The organism is Pseudoxanthomonas sp. (assembly GCF_036845285.1).
Classification (GTDB): domain Bacteria; phylum Pseudomonadota; class Gammaproteobacteria; order Xanthomonadales; family Xanthomonadaceae; genus Pseudoxanthomonas_A.
In genome coordinates this window covers 1-20,801 of sequence record NZ_DAIUEE010000001.1, presented here as the reverse complement: position 1 = coordinate 20,801, position 20,801 = coordinate 1, and the positions used below count along the sequence as shown (strand labels likewise).

The 20,801-nt window shown below is 64.0% G+C and carries 14 protein-coding genes; all 14 read right to left on the bottom strand.

The annotated features are described in order from the left end of the window. Position 1: 1 nt before the first annotated feature. Positions 2-922, bottom strand: coding sequence for an EamA family transporter RarD (rarD, locus tag V7060_RS00070; RefSeq protein WP_334177235.1), 921 nt, complete (start codon positions 920-922; stop codon positions 2-4). Further along, complete coding sequence (yedA, locus tag V7060_RS00065; RefSeq protein WP_334177234.1) at positions 919-1,824, bottom strand: drug/metabolite exporter YedA; 906 nt, start codon at positions 1,822-1,824, stop codon at positions 919-921. Before yedA ends, rarD begins: the two co-directional genes overlap by 4 nt. A 295-nt stretch (positions 1,825-2,119) precedes the next feature. Then, entirely contained in the window at positions 2,120-2,965 is an 846-nt protein-coding gene (locus V7060_RS00060) for a methylated-DNA--[protein]-cysteine S-methyltransferase (RefSeq protein ID WP_334177233.1), read from the bottom strand. Between the two features lie 157 nt (positions 2,966-3,122). Then, on the bottom strand, positions 3,123-5,303 hold the full coding sequence (locus V7060_RS00055; protein ID WP_334177232.1) for a carboxy terminal-processing peptidase: 2,181 nt from the start codon (positions 5,301-5,303) through the stop codon (positions 3,123-3,125). Positions 5,304-5,513: 210 nt separating this feature from the next. Beyond that, positions 5,514-6,539 carry a lipoyl synthase gene (gene lipA / locus V7060_RS00050; RefSeq protein ID WP_334177231.1) on the bottom strand — a complete coding sequence of 342 codons (1,026 nt, stop codon included), beginning with the start codon at positions 6,537-6,539 and terminating at the stop codon, positions 5,514-5,516. A gap of 409 nt (positions 6,540-6,948) precedes the next feature. Further along, complete coding sequence (locus V7060_RS00045) at positions 6,949-9,087, bottom strand: hypothetical protein (RefSeq protein ID WP_334177230.1); 2,139 nt, start codon at positions 9,085-9,087, stop codon at positions 6,949-6,951. 139 nt (positions 9,088-9,226) lie between these two features. After that, entirely contained in the window at positions 9,227-10,306 is a 1,080-nt protein-coding gene (locus V7060_RS00040) for a 3-deoxy-7-phosphoheptulonate synthase (RefSeq protein WP_334177229.1), read from the bottom strand. 222 nt (positions 10,307-10,528) lie between these two features. After that, complete coding sequence (locus V7060_RS00035; RefSeq protein WP_334177228.1) at positions 10,529-11,137, bottom strand: DUF6445 family protein; 609 nt, start codon at positions 11,135-11,137, stop codon at positions 10,529-10,531. 4 nt (positions 11,138-11,141) lie between these two features. Beyond that, positions 11,142-12,755, bottom strand: a complete 1,614-nt coding sequence (locus V7060_RS00030; protein ID WP_334177227.1) for a type I restriction-modification system subunit M — start codon at positions 12,753-12,755, stop codon at positions 11,142-11,144. 5 nt (positions 12,756-12,760) lie between these two features. Next, positions 12,761-13,756, bottom strand: coding sequence for a virulence RhuM family protein (locus tag V7060_RS00025; protein ID WP_334177226.1), 996 nt, complete (start codon positions 13,754-13,756; stop codon positions 12,761-12,763). A gap of 1 nt (position 13,757) precedes the next feature. After that, positions 13,758-14,876 carry an AAA family ATPase gene (locus V7060_RS00020; protein WP_334177225.1) on the bottom strand — a complete coding sequence of 373 codons (1,119 nt, stop codon included), beginning with the start codon at positions 14,874-14,876 and terminating at the stop codon, positions 13,758-13,760. Then, positions 14,873-16,180, bottom strand: a complete 1,308-nt coding sequence (locus tag V7060_RS00015) for a restriction endonuclease subunit S (RefSeq protein WP_334177224.1) — start codon at positions 16,178-16,180, stop codon at positions 14,873-14,875. Before V7060_RS00015 ends, V7060_RS00020 begins: the two co-directional genes overlap by 4 nt. Continuing rightward, positions 16,170-19,184, bottom strand: coding sequence for a type I restriction endonuclease subunit R (locus V7060_RS00010; RefSeq protein WP_334177223.1), 3,015 nt, complete (start codon positions 19,182-19,184; stop codon positions 16,170-16,172). The genes V7060_RS00015 and V7060_RS00010 overlap by 11 nt, the downstream gene beginning before the upstream one ends. 154 nt (positions 19,185-19,338) lie before the next feature. Continuing rightward, positions 19,339-20,801: chaperonin GroEL (groL, locus tag V7060_RS00005; RefSeq protein WP_334177222.1), on the bottom strand; the 1,463-nt coding region annotated here is incomplete at its 5' end.

Here is a 20,801-nt window from a genome sequence, read left to right as displayed (position 1 = left end):
GTCAGCGCCCCGGCGCGGTCGCGACGACCGCATCGCGCCGGCGCGCACGCCACAGGCCATCGCTGGCGAAGATCAGCAGGCCGGTCCAGATGGCGGCGAAACCGATCGCGCGTTCGATGCCGAAGGCTTCGCGGAACACCAGCACGCCGATCAGCAGTTGGATGCTCGGCGCGATGTACTGCAGCAGGCCGACCACCGACAGCGGAATGCGCCGCACGCCGTAGGCGAAACCGATCAGTGGCACCGCCGTGACCACGCCGCCGAAGATGAGCAACAGGTCGTTCTTCCAACCGTAGCCACTGACGAAACCGCCGCCATGGCCGAACTCACCCCAGGCCACGTAAGCCAGCGCGGGCAGGAACAGGTACAGGCTTTCGACGCCGAGACCGGCCACCGGATCGACCGCGACCAGCTTGCGCACCAGGCCGTACAGGCCGAACGAGAACGCCAGCCCCAGCGCGATCCACGGCGGCGAACCCGCCTGCAGCGTCAGCCAGGCCACACCGACGAGTGCGAAACCTACCGCGACCCACTGCGCAGGCGACAGGCGCTCGCGCAGCACCAGCACGCCGAGCACGACGTTGATCAGCGGGTTGATGAAGTAGCCGAGGCTGGTTTCCACCACGTGTCCGGCGTTCACCGCCCAGATGTACAGGCCCCAGTTGAATGCGATCAGCAGGCTGCTGACGCCGAGCAGCGGCACCGCGCGCGGCTGCGCGCGTACCTGTCGCCACCAGCTGCGCCCGTTCTTCAGCAGCAGCCAGCCGATCACCAGCACCGCACTCCAGACGATGCGGTGCGCGATGATGTGGAACGACGGCACCGCCTTCAGCAGGTGCCAGTACAACGGCACCACGCCCCAGATCAGGAACGTGCCGGCGGTGATCGCCAGGCCTTTGCGATCGATGGCGGGCGTGGTCATTTCGATTGCCGCGCGCGCGCCAGCGTGATGACCACGACACCGGCCAGGATCACCGCCATCGCGCCGAGATCGTGCGGGGTGAACGTCTCTCCGGCGATGAAGGCACCGAGCGCGACCGCGATCACCGGATTGACGTAGGCATAGCTGCCCACCAGCACCGGGCGCGCATGGTGCAGCAGCCAGACGTAGGCGGTGAATGCGATGATCGAACCGAACACCGCCAGGTACGCCACGGCCAGCGCGCCGTCGAGCGTCCACTCCGCCGTATCGAAGCGTTCGCCGTGCAGCAGGCCGGCGACCACCAGCATCACGCCGGCCGCCAGCATCTGCGCGGCGGCGGTCATGAACGGCGACGGCAGGTCGCGTCCGCGCGACCACACCGAACCGTACGCCCACGCGATCGGCGCGATCAGCAGCAGGACCAGACCCACCGGCGAGCCGGTCAGCGAACTGCCCGCGTTGAGCCAGACCACGCCGGCAAAGCCGACGATGACGCCGAGCCATTCACCGCGCGTCGGATGCTGGCCGCGCATCGCGCCGAACAGTCCCATCCACAACGGCATCGATGCCACTGCCACCGCAGCCAGGCCTGACGACACCGTCTGCTCCGCCAGCACCACCATGCCGTTGCCCATCAGCAACAGCAGCGCACCCATCACCAGCAGGTTCTTCCACTGCGCACGCGTCGGCGGCGCGACCCCACGCCACAGCAGGAACAGGAACATCACCAGCCCGGCCACCACGAAGCGGCTGCCCGACACCATCAGCAAGGGCGGGAAACCGCCTTCGAGTGCGAAGCGGATACCGAGGTACGTCGAGCCCCAGACCACGTAGACGATGGCCAGGGCGGCAGCGACGGCAAGGCCGCCACGCGCGGGCGCGGCGGAAACGGACGAAGTCATGGGAAACCGTGGGGAGTGCGGTGTGGTGCAATTCTAGGCCAGTCGCGTACCCGCGGCATGACCACGATGCCCTCGGTTGCTTGAAACCTTTCCGGGCAGGCTTGAATGGCCTTCAAGACGGCGTCGGACGCCGAGTAGCAGAGGTGGGAGCGACGTAAGTCGCGATGAAGCGCCATGCACAGCAGGCCCGCGACGGCACATCACGGAGTTGTTCCCACACGCGTATCCACCGACGCGATGCCGACATCCTGCGCGCACGTCGCGACTCACGTCGCTCCCACGGCGGATGCGTGGATCAGCCGCGCTCGCGCGCCAGCAACTGCTGCTTGCGGGGCAGTCCCCAGCGATAGCCGCCGAGCGACCCGTCGCCGCGGATCACGCGATGGCAAGGCACGACCACCGCAATGCGGTTGTGTGCGCAGGCGCTGGCCACTGCCCGGGCGGCGCGGGGCGCACCCAGCGACTGCGCCAACCCGGCGTAGCTGACGGTCTCGCCTGCGGGGATCTTCATCAGCGCATCCCAGACGCGCTGCTGGAAGCCGGTACCGAGCAGATCCACCGGCACGTCCGTATCACGCCCCGCCAAGCGTTCGGCGACGGCACGCAGGCGTGGCGCGAGGAAATCGTCGCGGCCCGCCTCGACGCGCTCGAGTTGCGCCAGCGGGAATTCCTCACGCAGCCGCTGCTCCAGCACCGCGTCGTCGTCGCCGAGTTCGACGGCGCAGATGCCACGCTCGGTCGCGGCGACCAGTGCGCGGCCGAGCACGGTATCGACCAGGGTCCAGCGGATCTCCACCCCACGCCCGCCGGTCCGGTACGTGGCCGGCGTCATCCCGAGCTTCGTCGCGCCCTGCTCGTACAGCCGAGATGGTGAGCCGTAACCGGCGTCGTACAGCGCCGTGGTGACATCGCGCCCTTCACGCAGGGCGCTCTTCAGCGTCCCCAGCTTCTTGCGCGCGAGGTACTCGGCGGGACTCAATCCGAAGCGTGCGCGGAAGCGGCGCTGCAGGTGCGAGGCACTGAGGCCGGTCTGCGCCGCCAGTTCCGACAGCGACGGTTCGCCGTCGTCGAGCAGGCGACGCGCCACGTCCAGGGGATCGTTGGCGATGGAGGGAGAAACGGGAGGCGAGGGGCGCGGCATGGTGTCCATGCGCCCAGACTAGGGCGCGTGCAGCGGTCCGGCTATCCGGATCTTGCGCCCAGATTCTGCAGGAGGGGCTTCAGCCCCGACCGCACCTTCAAGACCATGCGAGGCTGGTCGAAGCGCATCGGGACTGAAGCCCCTTCTACAGGAGCAATCACTGCGCCCAGCGGCCCGGACCGGGCGAATCGGGCAGCACCTGCGCCGACAGCTTGCGGTCCTGTCCCAGGATGCCGATGGCGTCGGAAAGGATGGCGGCGGATTCGCGCAACAGCGGATCGGGACGCTTGTCGGCCAGCTTCTCGCGCTGCGCATCCTTGACGATGTCGCGCTCCGAAGCGCCCAGGCCGTCGTCGGCCAGATCCTCTGCCAACGGATCAAGCGCCAGTCCCAGCGTCTTGCGCTCGGCCTGCCGCTGCTTGCGCTGGGTGTCCTGGCGATCGCGCTCGGCGCGGCGTTCGGCCTCGTTGAGCGACACGTACTTCTTCGCGGCCTCGGCGCGGAACTGCGCCACGTCCTCGGACCACCACTGGAATTCCTTGTCCTTGGCCGAACGCGCCGCATGCAGCGCTTCGAGCTTCGGCAGCAGCGGCGCGAAGTTGCCGTACTGCATGTGCGGAACGGCGGCGATGCGCGTCCACGGCAAGGCATTGTCGTAGGTGCTCTCGCCATACTCGCTGGCGTCGACGCTGACCGGGAACGCGATGTCCGGCACCACGCCCTTGTGCTGGGTGCTGCCGCCCGCCACGCGGAAGAACTGCGCGATGGTCAGCTTGACCGAGCCGAAGCGCGGCGCCTCGTTGGCCGGCCAGCGGTCCAGGTCCACCATGTTCTGCACGGTGCCCTTGCCGAAGCTGGTCTCGCCGATCACCAGGCCACGACCGTAGTCCTGGATGGCGCCGGCGAAGATCTCCGACGCCGACGCCGACGCGCGGTTGATCAGTACCGCCAGCGGACCGTCCCAGGCCACGCCAGGCTTGCGGTCACTGTTGACGGTCACCCGGCCACCGGATTCGCGCACCTGCACCACCGGCCCCTTGTCGATGAACAGGCCGGTGAGCTCCACCGCTTCATCCAGCGAGCCACCGCCGTTGTTGCGCAGGTCCATCACCACGCCATCAACGCCCTGCGTCTTGAACTGCGCGAGCAGCTTGGCGATGTCGCGGGTCGCGGAATTGAAGTCGTTCGGGTTGCGGCGACGGCCTTCGAAATCCTGGTAGAACGCCGGCAGCTTGATCACACCGATGCGGCGGGCGGGTTCGTTGCCACTGGCCGGCAACGTGATGGTCTCGGCCTTGGCGGCCTGCTCTTCCAGCTTCACCTTCTGCCGGGTGATGGTGACCTGCGCGTGCTTGCCGTCGATGCCGGCCTCGACCGGGATGTATTCGATGCGGACCTGCGTGTCCTTCTTGCCGCGGATCTGTGCGACGACATCATCGATGCGCCAGCCGATCACGTCGGTCAACGGGCCGGACTTGCCCTGGCCGACGGCGACGATGCGGTCGCCGATCTTCAGCTTTCCGCTGAGGTCGGCCGGGCCGCCGGGCACGATCTCGCGGATCGCCACCAGATCGTCCTGCCGCTGCAGGACCGCACCGATGCCTTCCAGCGACAGCGACATCGACTGGTTGAAGTTCTCGGCGGTGCGCGGCGTGAAGTAGTCCGTGTGCGGATCGATCGCGCTGGTGTAGGCATTGAGGAAGGTCTGGAAGACATCCTCGGTCTTCAGTTCATTGACGGTGCGCTGCAGGTTGGCGTAACGCTTGTCCAGCGTCTTGCGGATCTCGTCGGGCTTCTTGCCGGCCAGCTTCAGGCGCAGCCAGTCGTTCATCACCGACTTCTTCCAGATCGCATCCAGCGCCTTGCCATCCGCCGCCCAGGGTGCGTCCTTGCGGTCGTATTCCCAGCGCTCGTCGCCGGCAAAGTCGAAATCCTGCTTCAGCAGTGCGCGCGCGTACGCGACGCGCTGGCCGACGCGCTGCTTGTAGACGGTGAAGATCTCGTAGGCCGGCGCGAGGTCGCCCGAACGGATGGCATCGTCCATTCGGGTCCTGTACGGCGCGAACCGCGCCACGTCGGCCTCGGTGAAGAACTGCTTGCCGCCATCCAGCGCGTCGAAATAGCGCTTGAAGATGTCCTGCGACAACGTGTCGTCGAGCGCGCGCGGACGGTACGCATAGCGGCTGTCCGACAGCAGGCCGTACACCAGCTTCGACGTGTTGGCCTGGTCGGCGGTCGGCGCCACCGTGATCGCGTCGCCGTCGCCACGCGCGAGCAGCGCCAACGGCGCCGACAGGGCCAGAACCAGCAACAGGAGGGGGGCTTTCTTCAGTGTCATTGCGTACTCATGGCCTTGGGGCCGTCAGGCTGGAACGGATTGCTGGTTCGACACGATGACAGTGCACAAAGTTGCGCGCCTTGTCATCTGCCTTTCGGCAGCCTAAAGGCGGGCGCGTAGGAAAAGGTGAACCTTGGCAATGCCACGGCCCGGAGTCGCGCGCAGCCAACCGCGCTGGCGGTCGCCGGCGCCCATGCAGAAGACGTGGGTTCAGCCCGCCTGGCGCGCGGTGGATGCCGCCTGCGCGGCCTGCTGGTCGGCGTGGTAGGACGAACGCACCAGCGGCCCCGAGGCGACATGGCTGAAACCCAGTGCCATGCCGTACTCCTCCAGCGCCTTGAACTCGTCCGGTGTCCAGTAGCGCAGCACCGGGTGGTGGTGCGGGGTCGGCTGCAGGTACTGGCCGATGGTGACCATGTCGACATCGTGCGCGCGCAGGTCGCGCAGCGTGCCCTGCACCTGCTCCATCGTTTCGCCCAGGCCCAGCATGATCCCGGACTTGGTGGGCAGGTGCGGATGCTGCTGCTTGAAGCGCTGCAGCAGGGTCAGCGACCACTGGTAGTCGGCGCCCGGACGCACGTTGGGGTACAGGTCCGGCACGGTCTCGATGTTGTGGTTGAACACGTCCGGCGGATTCACCGCGAGGATGTCCAGCGCGCGATCCATGCGGCCCTTGCCACGGAAATCGGGCGTGAGGATCTCGATGCGCGTGGTGGGCGAATGCTCGCGGATGGCGGCGATGCAGTCGACGAAATGCTGGGCGCCACCGTCGCGCAGGTCGTCGCGGTCGACGCTGGTCACCACGACGTACTTCAGGCCCATGTCGGCGACGGTGTTCGCCAGGCTCAGCGGCTCGGACGCGTCCGGCGGCTTGGGGCGGCCGTGTGCGACGTCGCAGAACGAGCAGCGCCGTGTGCAGACCTCGCCCAGGATCATGAAGGTGGCGGTGCCGTGGCCGAAGCACTCATGGATGTTCGGGCAGCTGGCTTCTTCACACACCGTGACCAGGCGGTTTTCGCGCAGCTTGGCCTTGAGCCTCGCCACCGAACCGTCGGACGGGATGCGCACGCGGATCCACGACGGCTTGCGCAGCACCGGGGTGTCGGCGAACTGGACGGGCGAGCGCGCGATCTTGTCGCCGCCCAGCTGCTTGGCGCCCGTCTCGAGCGGGGCAGGGGCGGAAACGATCTGCAGCGGGATTTCCCGGGCGCTGGCCGGGCGGGCGGAATCGGTCATGTGCCGATTCTACTCCCCACCCTTCCGGACCGCCGCCAGCACGGCGTCACCTCTTCCGGAATCCTGCATTCCACCCGCTGTGCCCGCGGGTACGGACGGGCAATAAAAAAGCCCGCAATGGCTGGGCCATTGCGGGCTTGCTCCCTCCCCCACGTCGGGATGCGGGGCCATCGTGAAGGGAGGGTTACAGGTCTTGCACGCTGCACTGCAAAACAGAACCGCGCGGTTTACCGCGAGAAGGCGTGATGTCACATATATGAATCGCAGCCAAACCCGCACCATTGCGCGATGTTACCGATATCAGACCAATTCCGGCGGCACGCTCGAGAACAGGGGTTACGTTCTTCACTGCATTTACCTGAACAGGGCTTGCCCGTTCGCCGCGCGCAAATTCCACCCATGCGCCAGCTCACTCGAGGTAATGGGGTCGCCCTTCGTACCAGGCCTTGGCGCGCACCACATGCAGCTTGTGTTGCGTTCCCTGGACTTCCATGCCGACGCTCAACGCTCGCCAACGGGCATACAGATCACCCTGTCGCTGGGCGCCCTGCAGGCGCAGCCGCGCCATCATGTCGTAGCGGTCGTTGCGCGCCTGCATGCGATCCAGCACCAGGACATCGTCGCGCCACTGCACGCGCCCCTGCACCCGCGCCTGTCCCGCATCGACCAACCGATATACCCACGCCGGGTAGTCTTTCTCGCGTGAGAACAGGGCCAGCAGGAAACCCACATCCTTCATGGTGACGTCGGCACCGCCGCCAGCACTGACCGGCTTGTCCAGGTCCAGCCGCGCACGATCCAGCCTCACGCGCGCCCACCAGCCGCGCCGCGACTCGCCTCCGGGCACGGTGAACCCCACGTTGCGCACCTGCACCGTGCTGCCATCGGCGACGAACCACCGGTGCCGGAGATCCGCACGCCGCAGCCTGAGATCGAGATCGATGTCGCCACGCAATTCGAGTTCTGCCAGGTGCATCCGCGTGCCGCGACCGGCGATGCGCAAGGTGCCATGCCCTACGTTGCCGGCGGCATCCAGCGACAGGTCGCCGCTCAGCACACCGGCGCCCCCATCGAAACGCATGTGGCGTCGCGGCAGGAACGGGTTGTAGACGCGCAGGTCGGGCACGCTGGCGCGATCGAAGACGACACGCGCCTTCGCCGTATCCCGTGCCTGCGCGAGCGGACCCGCCGCGTTCACCGACAGGCGCAGGTTGCGACCACGCACATACGGCCGGGAGGGCGCACTCATGGCGGCCACGTCGAACGTCTCCATCACCGCCTGCAGCCGGGGTACCAGTTCGCCCTGCGCGCCCGCATCCAGGCGGATATCGGCACGCGCGCGGCCGCGGATGCGATTGCCCATCACATCGGCCACCGCATCCACCCCGGGCACGGCGATGCGGCTGCCGGCCGCAAGCCTTCCGTCCACCACCTGCACATCCGCGCTGACGGCCCCGGCCCCATCGAGTTTCAACCACGGCGCCTGCGGAAACAGGTCCGACAGCCAACGCAGCGAATCGAAGTGCCAGGCACCCACGACATGGCCGGACGCGCGCGGCAGGAGGCCAGCGACATCGCGCAGCGGCACCTGCCTGCCCCTCAGGCGCAGGTCGGCTTCCAGCGCCAGCCTGCCATCGGCCTGCGGCGGCACGGTCGCCTTGACCACGATGTCCTCGTCCACGGCCACGTCGATGCCGAGGATGTCGTTGCGCTGCGCACCGGCGATGTCGCTGCCGGCGACGGCCATCGTCCATTGCGCCCGTCCGCCGGGCGTGAGCAGCCCGCGGTCGAATCCCAGGGCGATGTCGGCGCGGCCTTCACCCGGCACCAGCGTCACCGCCACATCGCCGCGCGACCCCACGGCCACGTTCAAGCCGGCGGTCCGTCCGCCCAGCTTCACGTCCAGCCGGGTCTTCAGCAGCTTGTCGAGGCCGGCAGCGTCTTCGCGCCGATGCCGGTCGATGGCGAAGCGCGCCTCCAATGTGGCGTCGCGCAGCATTTCGTCGCCGTCGCGGACCAGACGCGCCGATGAAAAGCCGACGGTCGAGGGCATCAGCTCCATCGGCCCTCCACGCAACTGCTTGTAGAACGAGACTTCGCCGCGCCCTGCGCCCGCCAGTTCGAATCCATCGAAGGAGGCCCGCTGGATCGATTCGCTGGCGATGCGGTCGAACTGCAGTTCCCAGCCGCCCTCGCGTGGCGGCGGCGGTGCCAGTTCCCGCGCCACACGACGGACGCCACCGCGCACCTCGTCTGCCCGGACCTGCGGGACGTGGAGCCGCCGCGACAGCAACGGCCACAGCGCGATGCGCCCTTCCACGTGCTGCGCCCGCGCTTCCCAGGCAATGCGCCGCGACTGCCCCTGCAGCACGACCTCACGCAGGCTGATGCGACCCGGCCACCACGTGTGGCCGGACGCCCAGTGCATCTGGAAGCGTTCCGGCTTGCGGTTGAGTGTCTTTTCGCCCAGCGCGGTATTGAGGAATACGTTGCCGGCGATCAGGTAAAGCGCATAGATCGCGACGAGGGCTGCCAGCCCCCATCGCAACCATCGCAGGCTTCTCGTGCGAAGGGATGTCCGTTCCATCCGCACAGGATGCCGCATCCGGTGTCGTCGAAGGGGTCAGCGTGCGGCGAGGCCCGCCTCGAACCAGCCTCGCGTGACCTTCCCGGCGCGTGCTTCAGGCTCAGGCGGCCCGGGCTGCCGCCTCCGCGCGTCGCCGGCGGCCCTTTACCGCGGCCGCAAGGCGTTCGAGCACCTGCACCGATGCGTCCCAGCCCAGGCAGCCATCGGTGATGCTCTGACCGTAGGCCAGCGGCTGGCCGTCCACCAGATCCTGGCGTCCACCGACCAGATGGCTTTCCACCATCACGCCGACGATGCGCCGCTCGCCGCCTTCCAGCTGCGCAGCGATGTCGTCGATCACGGCCGGCTGGTTGTCCGGATTCTTGCCGCTGTTGGCGTGGCTGGCATCGACCATCAAACGCGCCGGCAGTCCCGACTTCGCCAGCACCTGGCTCGCGGCGTCGATGCTGGCCGCATCGTAGTTGGGCGTCTTGCCGCCACGCAGGATCACGTGGCAATCGGGATTGCCCGCGGTCGCCGCGATGGCCGAACGGCCTTCCTTTGTCACCGCCAGGAAATGGTGCGGATGCGACGCCGCACCGACCGCGTCCACCGCGATCTTGACGTTGCCGTCGGTGCCGTTCTTGAAGCCGACCGGGCACGACAGGCCACTGGCCATCTCGCGATGCACCTGGCTTTCCGTGGTACGCGCGCCGATCGCGCCCCATGCTACCAGGTCGCTTACGTACTGCGGCGAGATGGTGTCGAGGTACTCGCAGCCCGCAGGCAGGCCGAGCGCATTGATGTCGCGCAGCAGCCCGCGAGCCAGCCGCAGCCCGCGGTTGATGTCGAAGCTGCCATCCAGCGCCGGGTCGTTGATCAGACCCTTCCAGCCGACCGTGGTGCGCGGCTTCTCGAAGTACACACGCATCACGATTTCCAGATCATCGGACAGCGCATCGCGCAGCGGCTTCAGGCGGCGCGCGTACTCCATCGCCGATGCAGGATCGTGGATCGAGCACGGCCCGATCACCACGACGAGGCGATCGTCGCGGCCATGCAGGATGTCGTGCAGCACGGCGCGCGACTCCGATACGGTCTGCGACACCACGTCGTCGCAGGGCAGTTCGCCGATCACGGCGGCGGGCGTGACCAGCTCATCGAGCTTACGGATGCGCAGATCGTCGGTATGGGGGGCCATCGGGTTTCTCCGGGTCAACAAAAAAGCCGCCAGTTTCGCTGGCGGCTTCAAGGGGATTCTTCTGGGGTCTTACCTAGAATGAACGCGTCCTCGCTTCCGCCGTCGGCATCGGAAAGCCTTCGTACCAGAACCAATAGCGGGCGCGGAGCGGATTCATGCGATGCATTGGGCCATGGCTTCCTGCGCTTGTCGAATGTTTCATCGGCAACGGAAGCCGCAGGATCACGCGGCGGTGAAGAACATCAGATAGACCAGACGCCCGTCTTCCATCGTGCTGCCGAACGCGGGGCCGGCGGTGTGCCACAACCAGGGACGCAGCAGCACCAGCCGGTTGAAGCGCATCGGCACCTGCATGGTGGGTTCCCACACGCTGTCGTCGTTGCTGTGCTTCTCGATGATCTCCTGATGCATCTGCGCATGCGAAGCGAATCCCATCTCCGCCAGTTCCGCGTCGTTGAGCGGCGCACGGTCGCGATTCGACGGGCGATGGCGGAAGAATTCGGTGCCGCCGCGGCAATCCTCCGGCTTGCTGAGGTAGAGGATGCCCGACCAGTAGGCCTGGTCGATATGCACCTTCGCGCTGCCGATGTCGCTCGCCAGGGTAATGCGGAACTTGCCGTGCGACTGGAGCGGATTGATCGGCTTGAGGCGCTCACCGGTGAGGTGCGAGGCAATCTCGGACAAGCCTTCGATCTCGATGCGCTCCAGCGAGTTGCGCCCGGGGAACGGCCCACGCAGGTCGGGATAGGTCAGCTTGAGCGCAGCCTCGCGAAGGGACAGCGCGTCCTGCTGGCCGAGGAAGTCGTCGACGATAATGAGGGAGGTATGCATGGCGTCAGGGCAAGGGGGGCAGTCCCAACTCCTTCAGGTAGGCATTGTGCTTTTTCTTGGCGGCGGCTATGTCCTGCTCAATCGCGACCAATTGCTGGTTGACGGCCAAAAGATCAACCTGGGCCTCAGCAACTGCGGTGCTGACATAGCGTGAGATATTGAGATTGAAGTCGTTCTTCTCGATCTCCGCCATCCCTACACGCCTCGCGTATCGAGGCTCTTCCGTACGCTCGCGATACGTGGCGACAATCTTGTCGATGTGCTCCGGCAACAATCGGTTCTGCCGCTTGCCTTTCTGGAAATGTTCATCGCCACTGGCATTGATGAACAACACATCGTCCGGCTGCTTGCATTTTTTCAGCACGAGAATGCACACGGGAATGCCGGTGGAGTAGAACAGGTTGGCCGGAAGGCCGATGACCGTGTCGATATGGCCGTCCTTGAGCAGCTTGGTGCGGATGCGGGCCTCGGCGCCGCCGCGGAAAAGCACACCGTGCGGCAGGATGATGGCCATCACGCCATCGTCCTTCAGGTAGTGAAAGCCGTGAAGCAGGAACGCGAAATCCGCCGCCGACTTGGGGGCCAGGTCGTAATTGCGGAACCGCATGTCCTCGCGCAGCGCGTCACCCGGCTCCCAGCGGTAGCTGAAAGGCGGATTGGCGACCACCGCATCGAAACGGGGCATGCGCGCCGGATTGGACTCGCGCAGCCAATCCCATTGATTCTCGAGCGTATCGCCGTGGTAGATCTCGAACTCGGAATCCTTCACCCCGTGCAGCAGCATGTTCATGCGCGCTAGGTTGTAGGTAGTGATGTTCTTTTCCTGGCCCACCAGCTTGCCGATGCTGCGCTTCTGGGCATGCCGGCGGACATTGAGCAGCAGCGAGCCCGAGCCGCAGGCAAAATCCAGCACCTGGTCCAGGTGGGCACGCGGACCAGAGGCCGGATTCTGGCTGTCGAGAGTGACGATGGCGGACAGGATGTCCGAGATAAACTGCGGTGTGTAGAACTCGCCAGCCTTCTTGCCGCTGCCGGCAGCGAACTGGCCGATCAGATACTCGTAGGCATCGCCCAGGGTGTCGTTGTCGGCCTTGAATTGCGCCAGTCCCTTTGCGATCTCTCCGACGATCTTGACCAGTTGCTTGTTCCGCTGAGGGTAGCTCTTGCCAAGCTTTTCGGAACTGAGGTTTATCTCGGAGAACAGGCCTCCGAAGGCGCTCTCGAAAGATTCCTCTTCGATGTACTTGAAAGCATCCTGCAAGGTACGCAGCAGGTCGTCGCTCTGCACGCGCGCCAGCTCGGCGATGGCCGTCCACAGGAATTCGGGGCGCACCACATAGTGCACCTTGCGACGCATCTGCTTCTCGAACGCCGGGACGTCCCGTGCGTTGTCCGCATACCAGATGGCCAGCGGCGCGCGCCGATCGTCCTTGTCCGGCGTCGGATAGTCGGCCCCCAGCTCCCGCTTGGCCGCCGCCTCATAGTTGTCCGACAAATAGCGCAGAAACAGAAAGGCCAACATGTAGTCGCGGAAGTCATCTGCGTCCATGCTGCCGCGCAGGGTATCGGCGATGCTCCAGAGCAGGGCGCCGAGCTTGTTTCGTTCGTCTTGGGTCATGGGAATCAGGATTTCGGTCGGCGTTTTAGGTGATCTTCCAACGCAACGAGCTCGGCGTCGTCGGTGCGGTCGGCCTCCAGCGCCTCCTGTTGCCGGCGACGCTGGTGGAATTCGGTGTAGCGGGCAGACGTGGTCTGCTCCATCTGCGCTTGGCTGATGGAGCCTGCGCCGCTCAGCAACGGAAACCCGTTGGAAGCGATGATCTGGCCCACGTTTTGCCTCCAGAACGCCATCGGAATGGCTTGGCGGCTCTTGGTCCGCAACTCGGCAGTTTCCAGGAAGATCACCACCAGCCGGTTGAGGGTATCGATCTCGTCTTCGGTCAGATAGTTCTTTGCGACCAGGATGTCCTGCCTGCGGACTTTGGCGCCCTTCCAGGTGAGGAGACCGAAATGGGGATGTTCGGGATTGGCACGGGCGATGACGATTTCCGCTGCGGTCTTGCCAGTCACCGCATACAGCAGCAGGTTCTGCACGGTGGCGAAGAACTCTCCGGTGGCGCGGTCGGTCTTGTCGTAGTCCACACTCAGGGCGAACAGGTCGCGTACCTTTTGATAGAAGCGCTTCTCCGAGGCCCGGATGTCACGGATGCGTTCGAGCATCTCGTCGAAGTAGTCGGGGCGGCCATCGGGGTTCTTCAGACGCTCGTCATCCATGACGAAGCCCTTGACCAGATACTCGCGCAGCACGCCGGTCGCCCAGCGACGGAACTGCACGCCGCGCAGGGAGCGCACGCGGTAGCCGACCGCCAGGATGGCGTCCAGGTTGTAGAGCTTGGTCAGGTACTGCTTGCCGTCTGCGGCAGTTGTCAAGGATTCCTTGACAACTGAGCCGTCCTGCAACTCTTTGTCTTCAATGATGTTTTTCAGGTGCAGCGAGATGTTCTGCTTGGTGGTCTCAAACAGCTCGGCCATCTCGGCCTGACTGAGCCAGACGGTCTGCTGATCGGCCCGCAGCTGGATCTGGCTGCGGCCGTCGTCGGTGGTGTAGAGGATCAGCATGTCAGGCATCCATGCCGGGCAGCGAGGCCCTGTTGAAAGGGTAGTAATTCAGGAAATCGTCGAGCACCTTCTCGAAGTGCTGTCGGTTCTCTTCCAGGAGTTCCACGGGATCGTAGAACGAGTAGTTGCCGTGGCTCATGATGTTCACGACGCGGCCGTACAGGGTAGCGTCCGGGTCGTTCTGCGCATCCTGCTGGATGCAGACCGAGAACTTTTCGTGACCGTGGAAGATCTGGGCTTTCTCCAGCAGGCTACGCAGCGCGTTGAAGTGGTGCGTGTAAACCTGCCCGGATTCGCGGGCACGGCACAGGTCCTCCAGCAAGGAGAGATGATGAAAGAACGGGGTGTCGTTGCTCCAGGCCAACGTGTACTCGCCTGTCGCACGCGAGCGTGACAGCAGCCAGGGCTGGAACTTGCTGCGGTCTATCTGCTTGATCTCGTTCCAGAGCACGTTGAAGAACAGGGCGTGATGGGTGGAGATCACCGTCTTGATGGTGTGATCCTTCCGCGCCAGGAATGAAGCCAGGTGGTTGGCCACCACGATCGCGTTATGCTCGTCCAACGAGGAGATGGGGTCGTCGATGACGATGTACTTCACCCACTGGTAGGCCTCGGCACCGTCCATCGCCAGTTGCACGATGGCCAGGAAGAAGCACCAGATGAACATGGTCTCTTCGCCCCGGGAGATCTTGATGGGCTGTTGGGCGTCTCCCTTGGCGTAGAAGCGCACGACGCCCGCCGCCGCATCGATCTGGAAGTCGAATCCGGCATAGCGCTGCAGCAGCGGCCGGATGCGGGTGTCCATCTCCAGCTCGGTCAGACCATCGAAGAAGCGCGAACTGGTGTTGAGCACCAGCTTGCGGTCGCTGTCGCCTGCCAGATCGTTGTCCCAGCCGAACAGGTCTTCGGTGTAGGCGTTGAAATACAACGTGTCGCGCGCATCGCCCTGCCGGCCGAGGTTCTTGAACGCCATCGACAGCTGGGTCTTGCCGACGCCGTTGTGGCCGTAAAGCAGCACGAAACGCTTGGCCTTTTCCGGCGCGTTTGCCGGACCGTCCAATGTTATGCGGACATACGTTGCGAGTGCGGACAGATCGGCAAAAGTCGGCTGCGGACTCATGGCGCGAGCGCTTCCATCATAGGGAACAGGCCCTGCATCAATCCCGCCTTGTGTTGCTGGAACAAGGCGATCTTGCGGGACTGAATGGCAATGACATCATCGATCTCTGACAGGCAATCCGAAATCTTCTTTTGTTCCTCAAGCGCCGGAACAGCGATGGAAAGTTGCTTGATGATGTCTGAGTTGAGATTCTTCACTCCGCTGCCTGCCGCCGCGTTCAAGAAGTAGGTTTGGCAGGCAGATGAACCTAATGCGTAGTACAAAAAATCCGAAGTGATCTGCTTGCTAATTTGCGTGATGGCCAGCCAACCGTCGTGGATGCAGCACGTAATATTCGAGATGTAGGGCCGACCGAAGCTCATTGAATTGGAAAGAATGAGGTCGCCAGGACGAACCTGTCTTGTCTTTCCAAGTGCGACCTCTATGACTTTCTGTTCCGTCCTCTCGATGTACTTTGCCGCCTTGTCGACGTCACCAATCCTAAGCCAATTGAGGCCATCGGCCGCATGAGTGATGTAGCTGTCGATCGGACGCGGAGAACCGCCACGAACTACCGCTGACACGTCACCCAAGGCCACAGTATCCCAGTCGCCGTCAAACTCAGGGAAGCGAAGATCAGGCTGGCGCTCGCCTTCGGCGGGGAACAGCTGCTGCATTAAGCCCTGTTTGTGGGCCTTGAGGGCATCGAACTTGCGGGTCTCCGCAGCAATGCTGGAGTCCAGGGATAAGAGACAATCAGCCACTTTACGCTGCTCATCTTCACAAGGAATGCCAATTGACAAGCCTCGAAATGCATCTTTGGATAGGTTAAAGCGAGTTGAACCCTGAGCTTTCGCTGAGAAGTAGGCTCGCGTTGAAGGCTGCCTAAGCAGATACCCGACGAAAATTGGGTTCGGCGATTTTCCTTCATCAAACCTGAAAACAGTACAGAAAGAGTTTACGTAGCAATTCGGAATATCCGAAAGCACCACACTGGACATACCTGCTTCGTCAGGCGTTTCCGATGAAATAGTGAACAGCACATCGCCTTCTCGAATCTGCGTCTGCGACTCATCAAGCTCGACATGGACTAACCCCAAGTCCGTGTCATCGACAAATGCATTGCTGAAGACATTCATATAAGGAACGAACTTTGCATTCCCCACACCGAAGTCAGCTCCCTTCTTTCCTGTCAAGGAAGATAGGAAAGAGCCTTCCTTGCCAAGTTCTTTTGCGCGCCACGCTTCCGTGAATCCCGGAAATCGCAGGCCCGGCGCAGCTCCGCCGCCTTCTGACTCCACCACGCTCTCGACTTTACTGCGCATACGCACTCAACCCCGCAATCTCCCGCCCCTGCGCCAACCGCTCCAGCACCGGCGTCAGATCCTCCATCAACGCCAGTTCCCGACGCGTCCGGTCCTTCCAGCCCAAACCCAGCGGCTCCATCAACGCACTCAACGCCTCCCCGTCGAACACCCGCCGTCGCAGGATCTCGTCCACGAATGCCTTGAACGCCTCGGCTTCCACCCCATGCGCCTGCGCGATGGCATTGAGCTCATCGGTACGCCGACGCGCCTTGAAGGCCTCGTAACCCTTGCGGATCTCGCCCTCCTCCAGCGCCCGGTCCGTCGGCAGGCGGCGGATGTAGTCCGCGATCACCTCGCGCTCGTCCATGAATTTCGCATCGCCCTGCACCAGCGCGATCAACTGCTCCCGACTCATACTGCGTTCCGCCGGCGGCTTGCGACTGTCGCGCGCCACCAGCGCCATGATGTAGTCGTAGTCGATCAGATTGGACGCGAACAGCACGAACTCGAAGTCCAGCTGCTGCACCTCCGGCGGCGCGCCCTCGCCCCGTACCTGCTGCTGCGACTTGAGCCGCTGCGCCGTTTCCAGATAAGTGCCGCGCCACGCACGCAGATCATTGGCGGGCATCAGCGCATCCACTTGCTCCCGCTGCGCCGGCTCGAGGTCGGTGTACTGGTCCAACTGCGTCTTGCACCGCTGCACCTGCTTGAACAGCTCGACGAACTGCGCGCGCGCCAGGTCACCGCGCAGATTCGCCACGTCCTCCGGACGCCCGGCCAGCCCCTGCGACTGCATGAAACCCTGCAGTGCCTGCATGGCCTCATCCAATTGCTTGATGACCTTGGGTGCCGGATCCACCAGCCAGATGCGGGCAGGCGCGTCGCTGCCCTCGCCCGAGAACAACGTGATCGCTTCGTCCACTGGACCCTGCTGCTGGCGGAAATCCAGGATGTTGCCGTAAGGCTTGGTGTCGTTCAGTACGCGATTGGTGCGGGAGAATGCCTGGATCAGGCCGTGGTACTTGAGGTTCTTGTCCACGTACAGCGTGTTGAGGTACTTGGAGTCGAAGCCGGTCAGCAGCATGTCCACCACCAGGGTGATGTCGATCTTCTCTGACCCCTTACCGGGCAGGTCCGCGTCCGGTATCTGCTGCAGCTTGATGCGCTGCTGCACGTCCTTGTAGTACGCATCGAACTCGCCGATCCGGAAGCTGCCTCCATAGCATGCGTTGTAGTCCGCGATGATCGCCTTCAACGCGGCGTACTTGACGTCCGGCTCCTGGCTGTTGTCCGCCTGCTCCTGCGGCAGTTCTTCCTGCAGCTGACGCACGTCAGCCGCGTTCCGCGCGGCGGCATCGCCCCCCTCGGCCGCCACCGCCAGTGCCGGTGGCGAGAACACGCAGGCGACCCTGAGCGGGCAGAAGTCCGGATCGGTCGCCTGCATTTGAGTCTGAACCTCTCCGAACAGGCGGTAGTACTCGATGGCGTCGTTGATCGAGGCTGTCGCGAACACCGCGTTGAAGCGCCGCTGGTGGGTAGCGGCATTGTGCTTGTCCAGAATCGTTTCGATCACCTTGGCCTTGGGCGGCGCCTCGCTGGGCTTCGGCGGATTCGTACCTTCTGGCTTGAAGTGGTCCACATGGAACTTCAGCACGTTGCGATCATCGATGGCATGCGTGATGGTGTAGGCGTGGAGCTGCCGCTGAAACAGATCTTCCGTGGTGCGGTATGTCGCGCTTTTTCCTTCCCGCTGAATGCTGGCGCCGTTCTTGTCGAAGATCGGCGTACCGGTGAACCCGAACAGCTGCGCCCGCGGGAAGAAGTCCTTGATGGCCTGATGGTTGTCGCCGAACTGCGAGCGATGGCATTCGTCGAAGATGAACACCACACGCTTGTCCCGCAGCGCCTCAAGGCGCTGCGCATAGTTGCGCTTGTTGGCTCCGTCCAGCGCCAGGCCGAGCTTCTGGATGGTGGTCACGATGACCTTGTCCGCGCGGTCGTCGGACACCAGGCGTCGCACCAGCGTTTCGGTGTTGGTGTTTTCCTCGACACAGCCTTCCTGGAAGCGGTTGAACTCCTCCCGGGTCTGGCGATCCAGATCCTTGCGGTCCACCACGAACAGACATTTTTCGATGTCCGGATTGTCCTTCAGAAGCGTAGACGCCTTGAACGAGGTTAGCGTCTTGCCGCTGCCGGTGGTGTGCCAGACATAGCCGTTGCCGCCGTTCTTTTCGATGCAGTCCACGATCGCCTTGACGGCGTAGATCTGGTACGGCCGCATCATCAGCAGTTTCTGTTCGTTGGCCACCAGCACCATGTAACGGCTAAGCATCTGCCCCAACGTGCACTTGGCAAGGAACGCGTCGGCGAAAGCGTCCAGATGGCCGATCTTGCGGTTGGCCTCGTCCGCGAACTGGTAGACGGGCAGGAACTGCTCGTCCGCACTGAAATTGAAGTGCCTCGGATTGTTGTTGGCGAAATAGTACGTATCGGTGCTGTTGCTGACGATGAACACCTGCATGAAACACAACAATGTGCGGGTGTAACCATTACCGGGGTCGGCCTTGTAGTCGACGATCTGCTGCATGGCCCGGCGCGGACTGATACCGAGCGTCTTCAGCTCGATCTGCACCACCGGCATGCCATTGACCAACAGGATCACGTCATACCGGTGGTGGCTGCTGTCGTGATTCATGCGCAGCTGGCTGACCACCTCGAAGGTGTTCTTGCACCAGTCGCGTGTATTGACCAGCGTGTAATGCAGAGGCGTGCCGTCGTCGCGAATGAACGTCGAGGTCTCGCGCAGGCGCTGGGCGGCGGTGAAGACATCCGCCGTGACGATTTCATCCAAGAAGCGCTGCGCTTCGCCCTGGGTCAGGTAGACCTTGTTCAGCGCCTCGAATTTTTCCAGGAAGTTGCGCTCAAGCGTCACGCGATCCCGGATATCCGGGCACAGGGTGTAGTTCAGATCACCCAGCTTGGCGATGAGCTCCTGCTCGATGGCGCTTTCCTTGATATGCATACCAACCCCGTTTCAGGCGCCCACTGCACCTCACCGGGAAGTATGTCAGCTACGGCCAAGACCGCGCGAGTCCTCGCTTGCCCCCGAACCTCGGAAAAGAAAAGCCCCGCATCGCTGCGGGGCTTTCGTGGAACGGTGACGCGGGAAGCCGGTCTTAGAAGTCCATGCCGCCCATGCCGCCCATGCCACCGCCGGCCGGCATCGCCGGTTCGTCCTTCTTCGGCGCCTCGGCCACCATTGCTTCGGTGGTGATCATCAGGCCCGCGATCGAGGCGGCGTTCTGCAGCGCGGAGCGCGTGACCTTGGTCGGGTCCAGGATGCCGAATTCGATCATGTCGCCGAACTCGCCGTTGGCGGCGTTGTAGCCGAAGTTGCCCGAACCGTCCTTGACGCGGTTGACGATCACCGACGGCTCTTCACCGGCGTTGGTGACGATCTCGCGCAGCGGGGCTTCCATCGCGCGCAGGGCGATCTGGATGCCGTGGTTCTGGTCTTCGTTGATGCCCTTCAGGTTGCCGATGGTCTGCAGCGCGCGGATCAGCGCCACGCCACCGCCCGGGACCACGCCTTCTTCCACCGCCGCACGCGTGGCGTGCAGGGCGTCTTCGACGCGGGCCTTCTTTTCCTTCATTTCGATTTCGGTCGAGGCACCGACCTTGATCACGGCCACGCCGCCGGCCAGCTTGGCCACGCGTTCCTGCAGCTTCTCGCGGTCGTAGTCCGAAGAAGTCTCTTCGATCTGCGCCTTGATCTGCTTGATGCGCGACTGGATGCGCTCGGCATCGCCGGCGCCGTCGATGATGGTGGTGTTCTCCTTCGAGATCACGACCTTCTTCGCACGACCCAGGTCGTTGATGGTGGCCTTCTCGAGCTGCAGGCCGACTTCCTCGGAGATCACCGTGCCGTTGGTCAGCGTGGCGATGTCTTCCAGGATGGCCTTGCGGCGGTCACCGAAGCCCGGCGCCTTGACGGCGGCGACCTTGACGATGCCGCGGATGGTGTTGACCACCAGCGTGGCGAGGGCTTCGCCTTCCACTTCCTCGGCCACGATCAGCAGCGGCTTGCCGGCCTTGGCGACGCCTTCCAGCACCGGCAGCAGTTCGCGGACGTTGGAGACCTTCTTGTCGTGGATCAGGATGAAGGGGTCGTCGAATTCGACCTGCTGCGACTGCTGGTTGTTGATGAAGTACGGCGACAGGTAGCCACGGTCGAACTGCATGCCCTCGACGACGTCGAGTTCGTTCTCCAGACCCGAGCCTTCTTCGACGGTGATCACGCCTTCCTTGCCGACCTTCTTCATGGCCTCGGCGATGATGTCGCCGATGTTGCTGTCGGAGTTGGCGGAAATGGTGCCGACCTGGGCGATCGCCTTGTCGTCGGCGGTCGGCTTGGAGAGCTTCTTCAGCTCTTCGACGGCGGCCTTCACGGCCTGGTCGATGCCGCGCTTCAGGTCCATCGGGTTCATGCCGGCGGCGACGGCCTTGGAGCCTTCGCGGATGAACGCCTGCGCCAGCACGGTGGCGGTGGTGGTGCCGTCACCGGCGTTGTCGGAGGTCTTGGACGCGACTTCCTTCACCATCTGCGCGCCCATGTTCTCGAACTTGTCGGCCAGTTCGA

Bases quoted from the DNA above. Each gene is read 5' to 3' on its own strand.
- rarD (WP_334177235.1), bottom strand. From the start codon at position 922: ATGACCACGCCCGCCATCGATCGCAAAGGCCTGGCGATCACCGCCGGC.
- yedA (WP_334177234.1), bottom strand. From the start codon at position 1,824: ATGACTTCGTCCGTTTCCGCCGCGCCCGCGCGTGGCGGCCTTGCCGTC.
- V7060_RS00060 (WP_334177233.1), bottom strand. From the start codon at position 2,965: ATGCCGCGCCCCTCGCCTCCCGTTTCTCCCTCCATCGCCAACGATCCC.
- V7060_RS00055 (WP_334177232.1), bottom strand. From the start codon at position 5,303: ATGACACTGAAGAAAGCCCCCCTCCTGTTGCTGGTTCTGGCCCTGTCG.
- lipA (WP_334177231.1), bottom strand. From the start codon at position 6,539: ATGACCGATTCCGCCCGCCCGGCCAGCGCCCGGGAAATCCCGCTGCAG.
- V7060_RS00040 (WP_334177229.1), bottom strand. From the start codon at position 10,306: ATGGCCCCCCATACCGACGATCTGCGCATCCGTAAGCTCGATGAGCTG.
- V7060_RS00035 (WP_334177228.1), bottom strand. From the start codon at position 11,137: ATGCATACCTCCCTCATTATCGTCGACGACTTCCTCGGCCAGCAGGAC.
- V7060_RS00030 (WP_334177227.1), bottom strand. From the start codon at position 12,755: ATGACCCAAGACGAACGAAACAAGCTCGGCGCCCTGCTCTGGAGCATC.
- V7060_RS00025 (WP_334177226.1), bottom strand. From the start codon at position 13,756: ATGCTGATCCTCTACACCACCGACGACGGCCGCAGCCAGATCCAGCTG.
- V7060_RS00020 (WP_334177225.1), bottom strand. From the start codon at position 14,876: ATGAGTCCGCAGCCGACTTTTGCCGATCTGTCCGCACTCGCAACGTAT.
- V7060_RS00015 (WP_334177224.1), bottom strand. From the start codon at position 16,180: ATGCGCAGTAAAGTCGAGAGCGTGGTGGAGTCAGAAGGCGGCGGAGCT.
- V7060_RS00010 (WP_334177223.1), bottom strand. From the start codon at position 19,184: ATGCATATCAAGGAAAGCGCCATCGAGCAGGAGCTCATCGCCAAGCTG.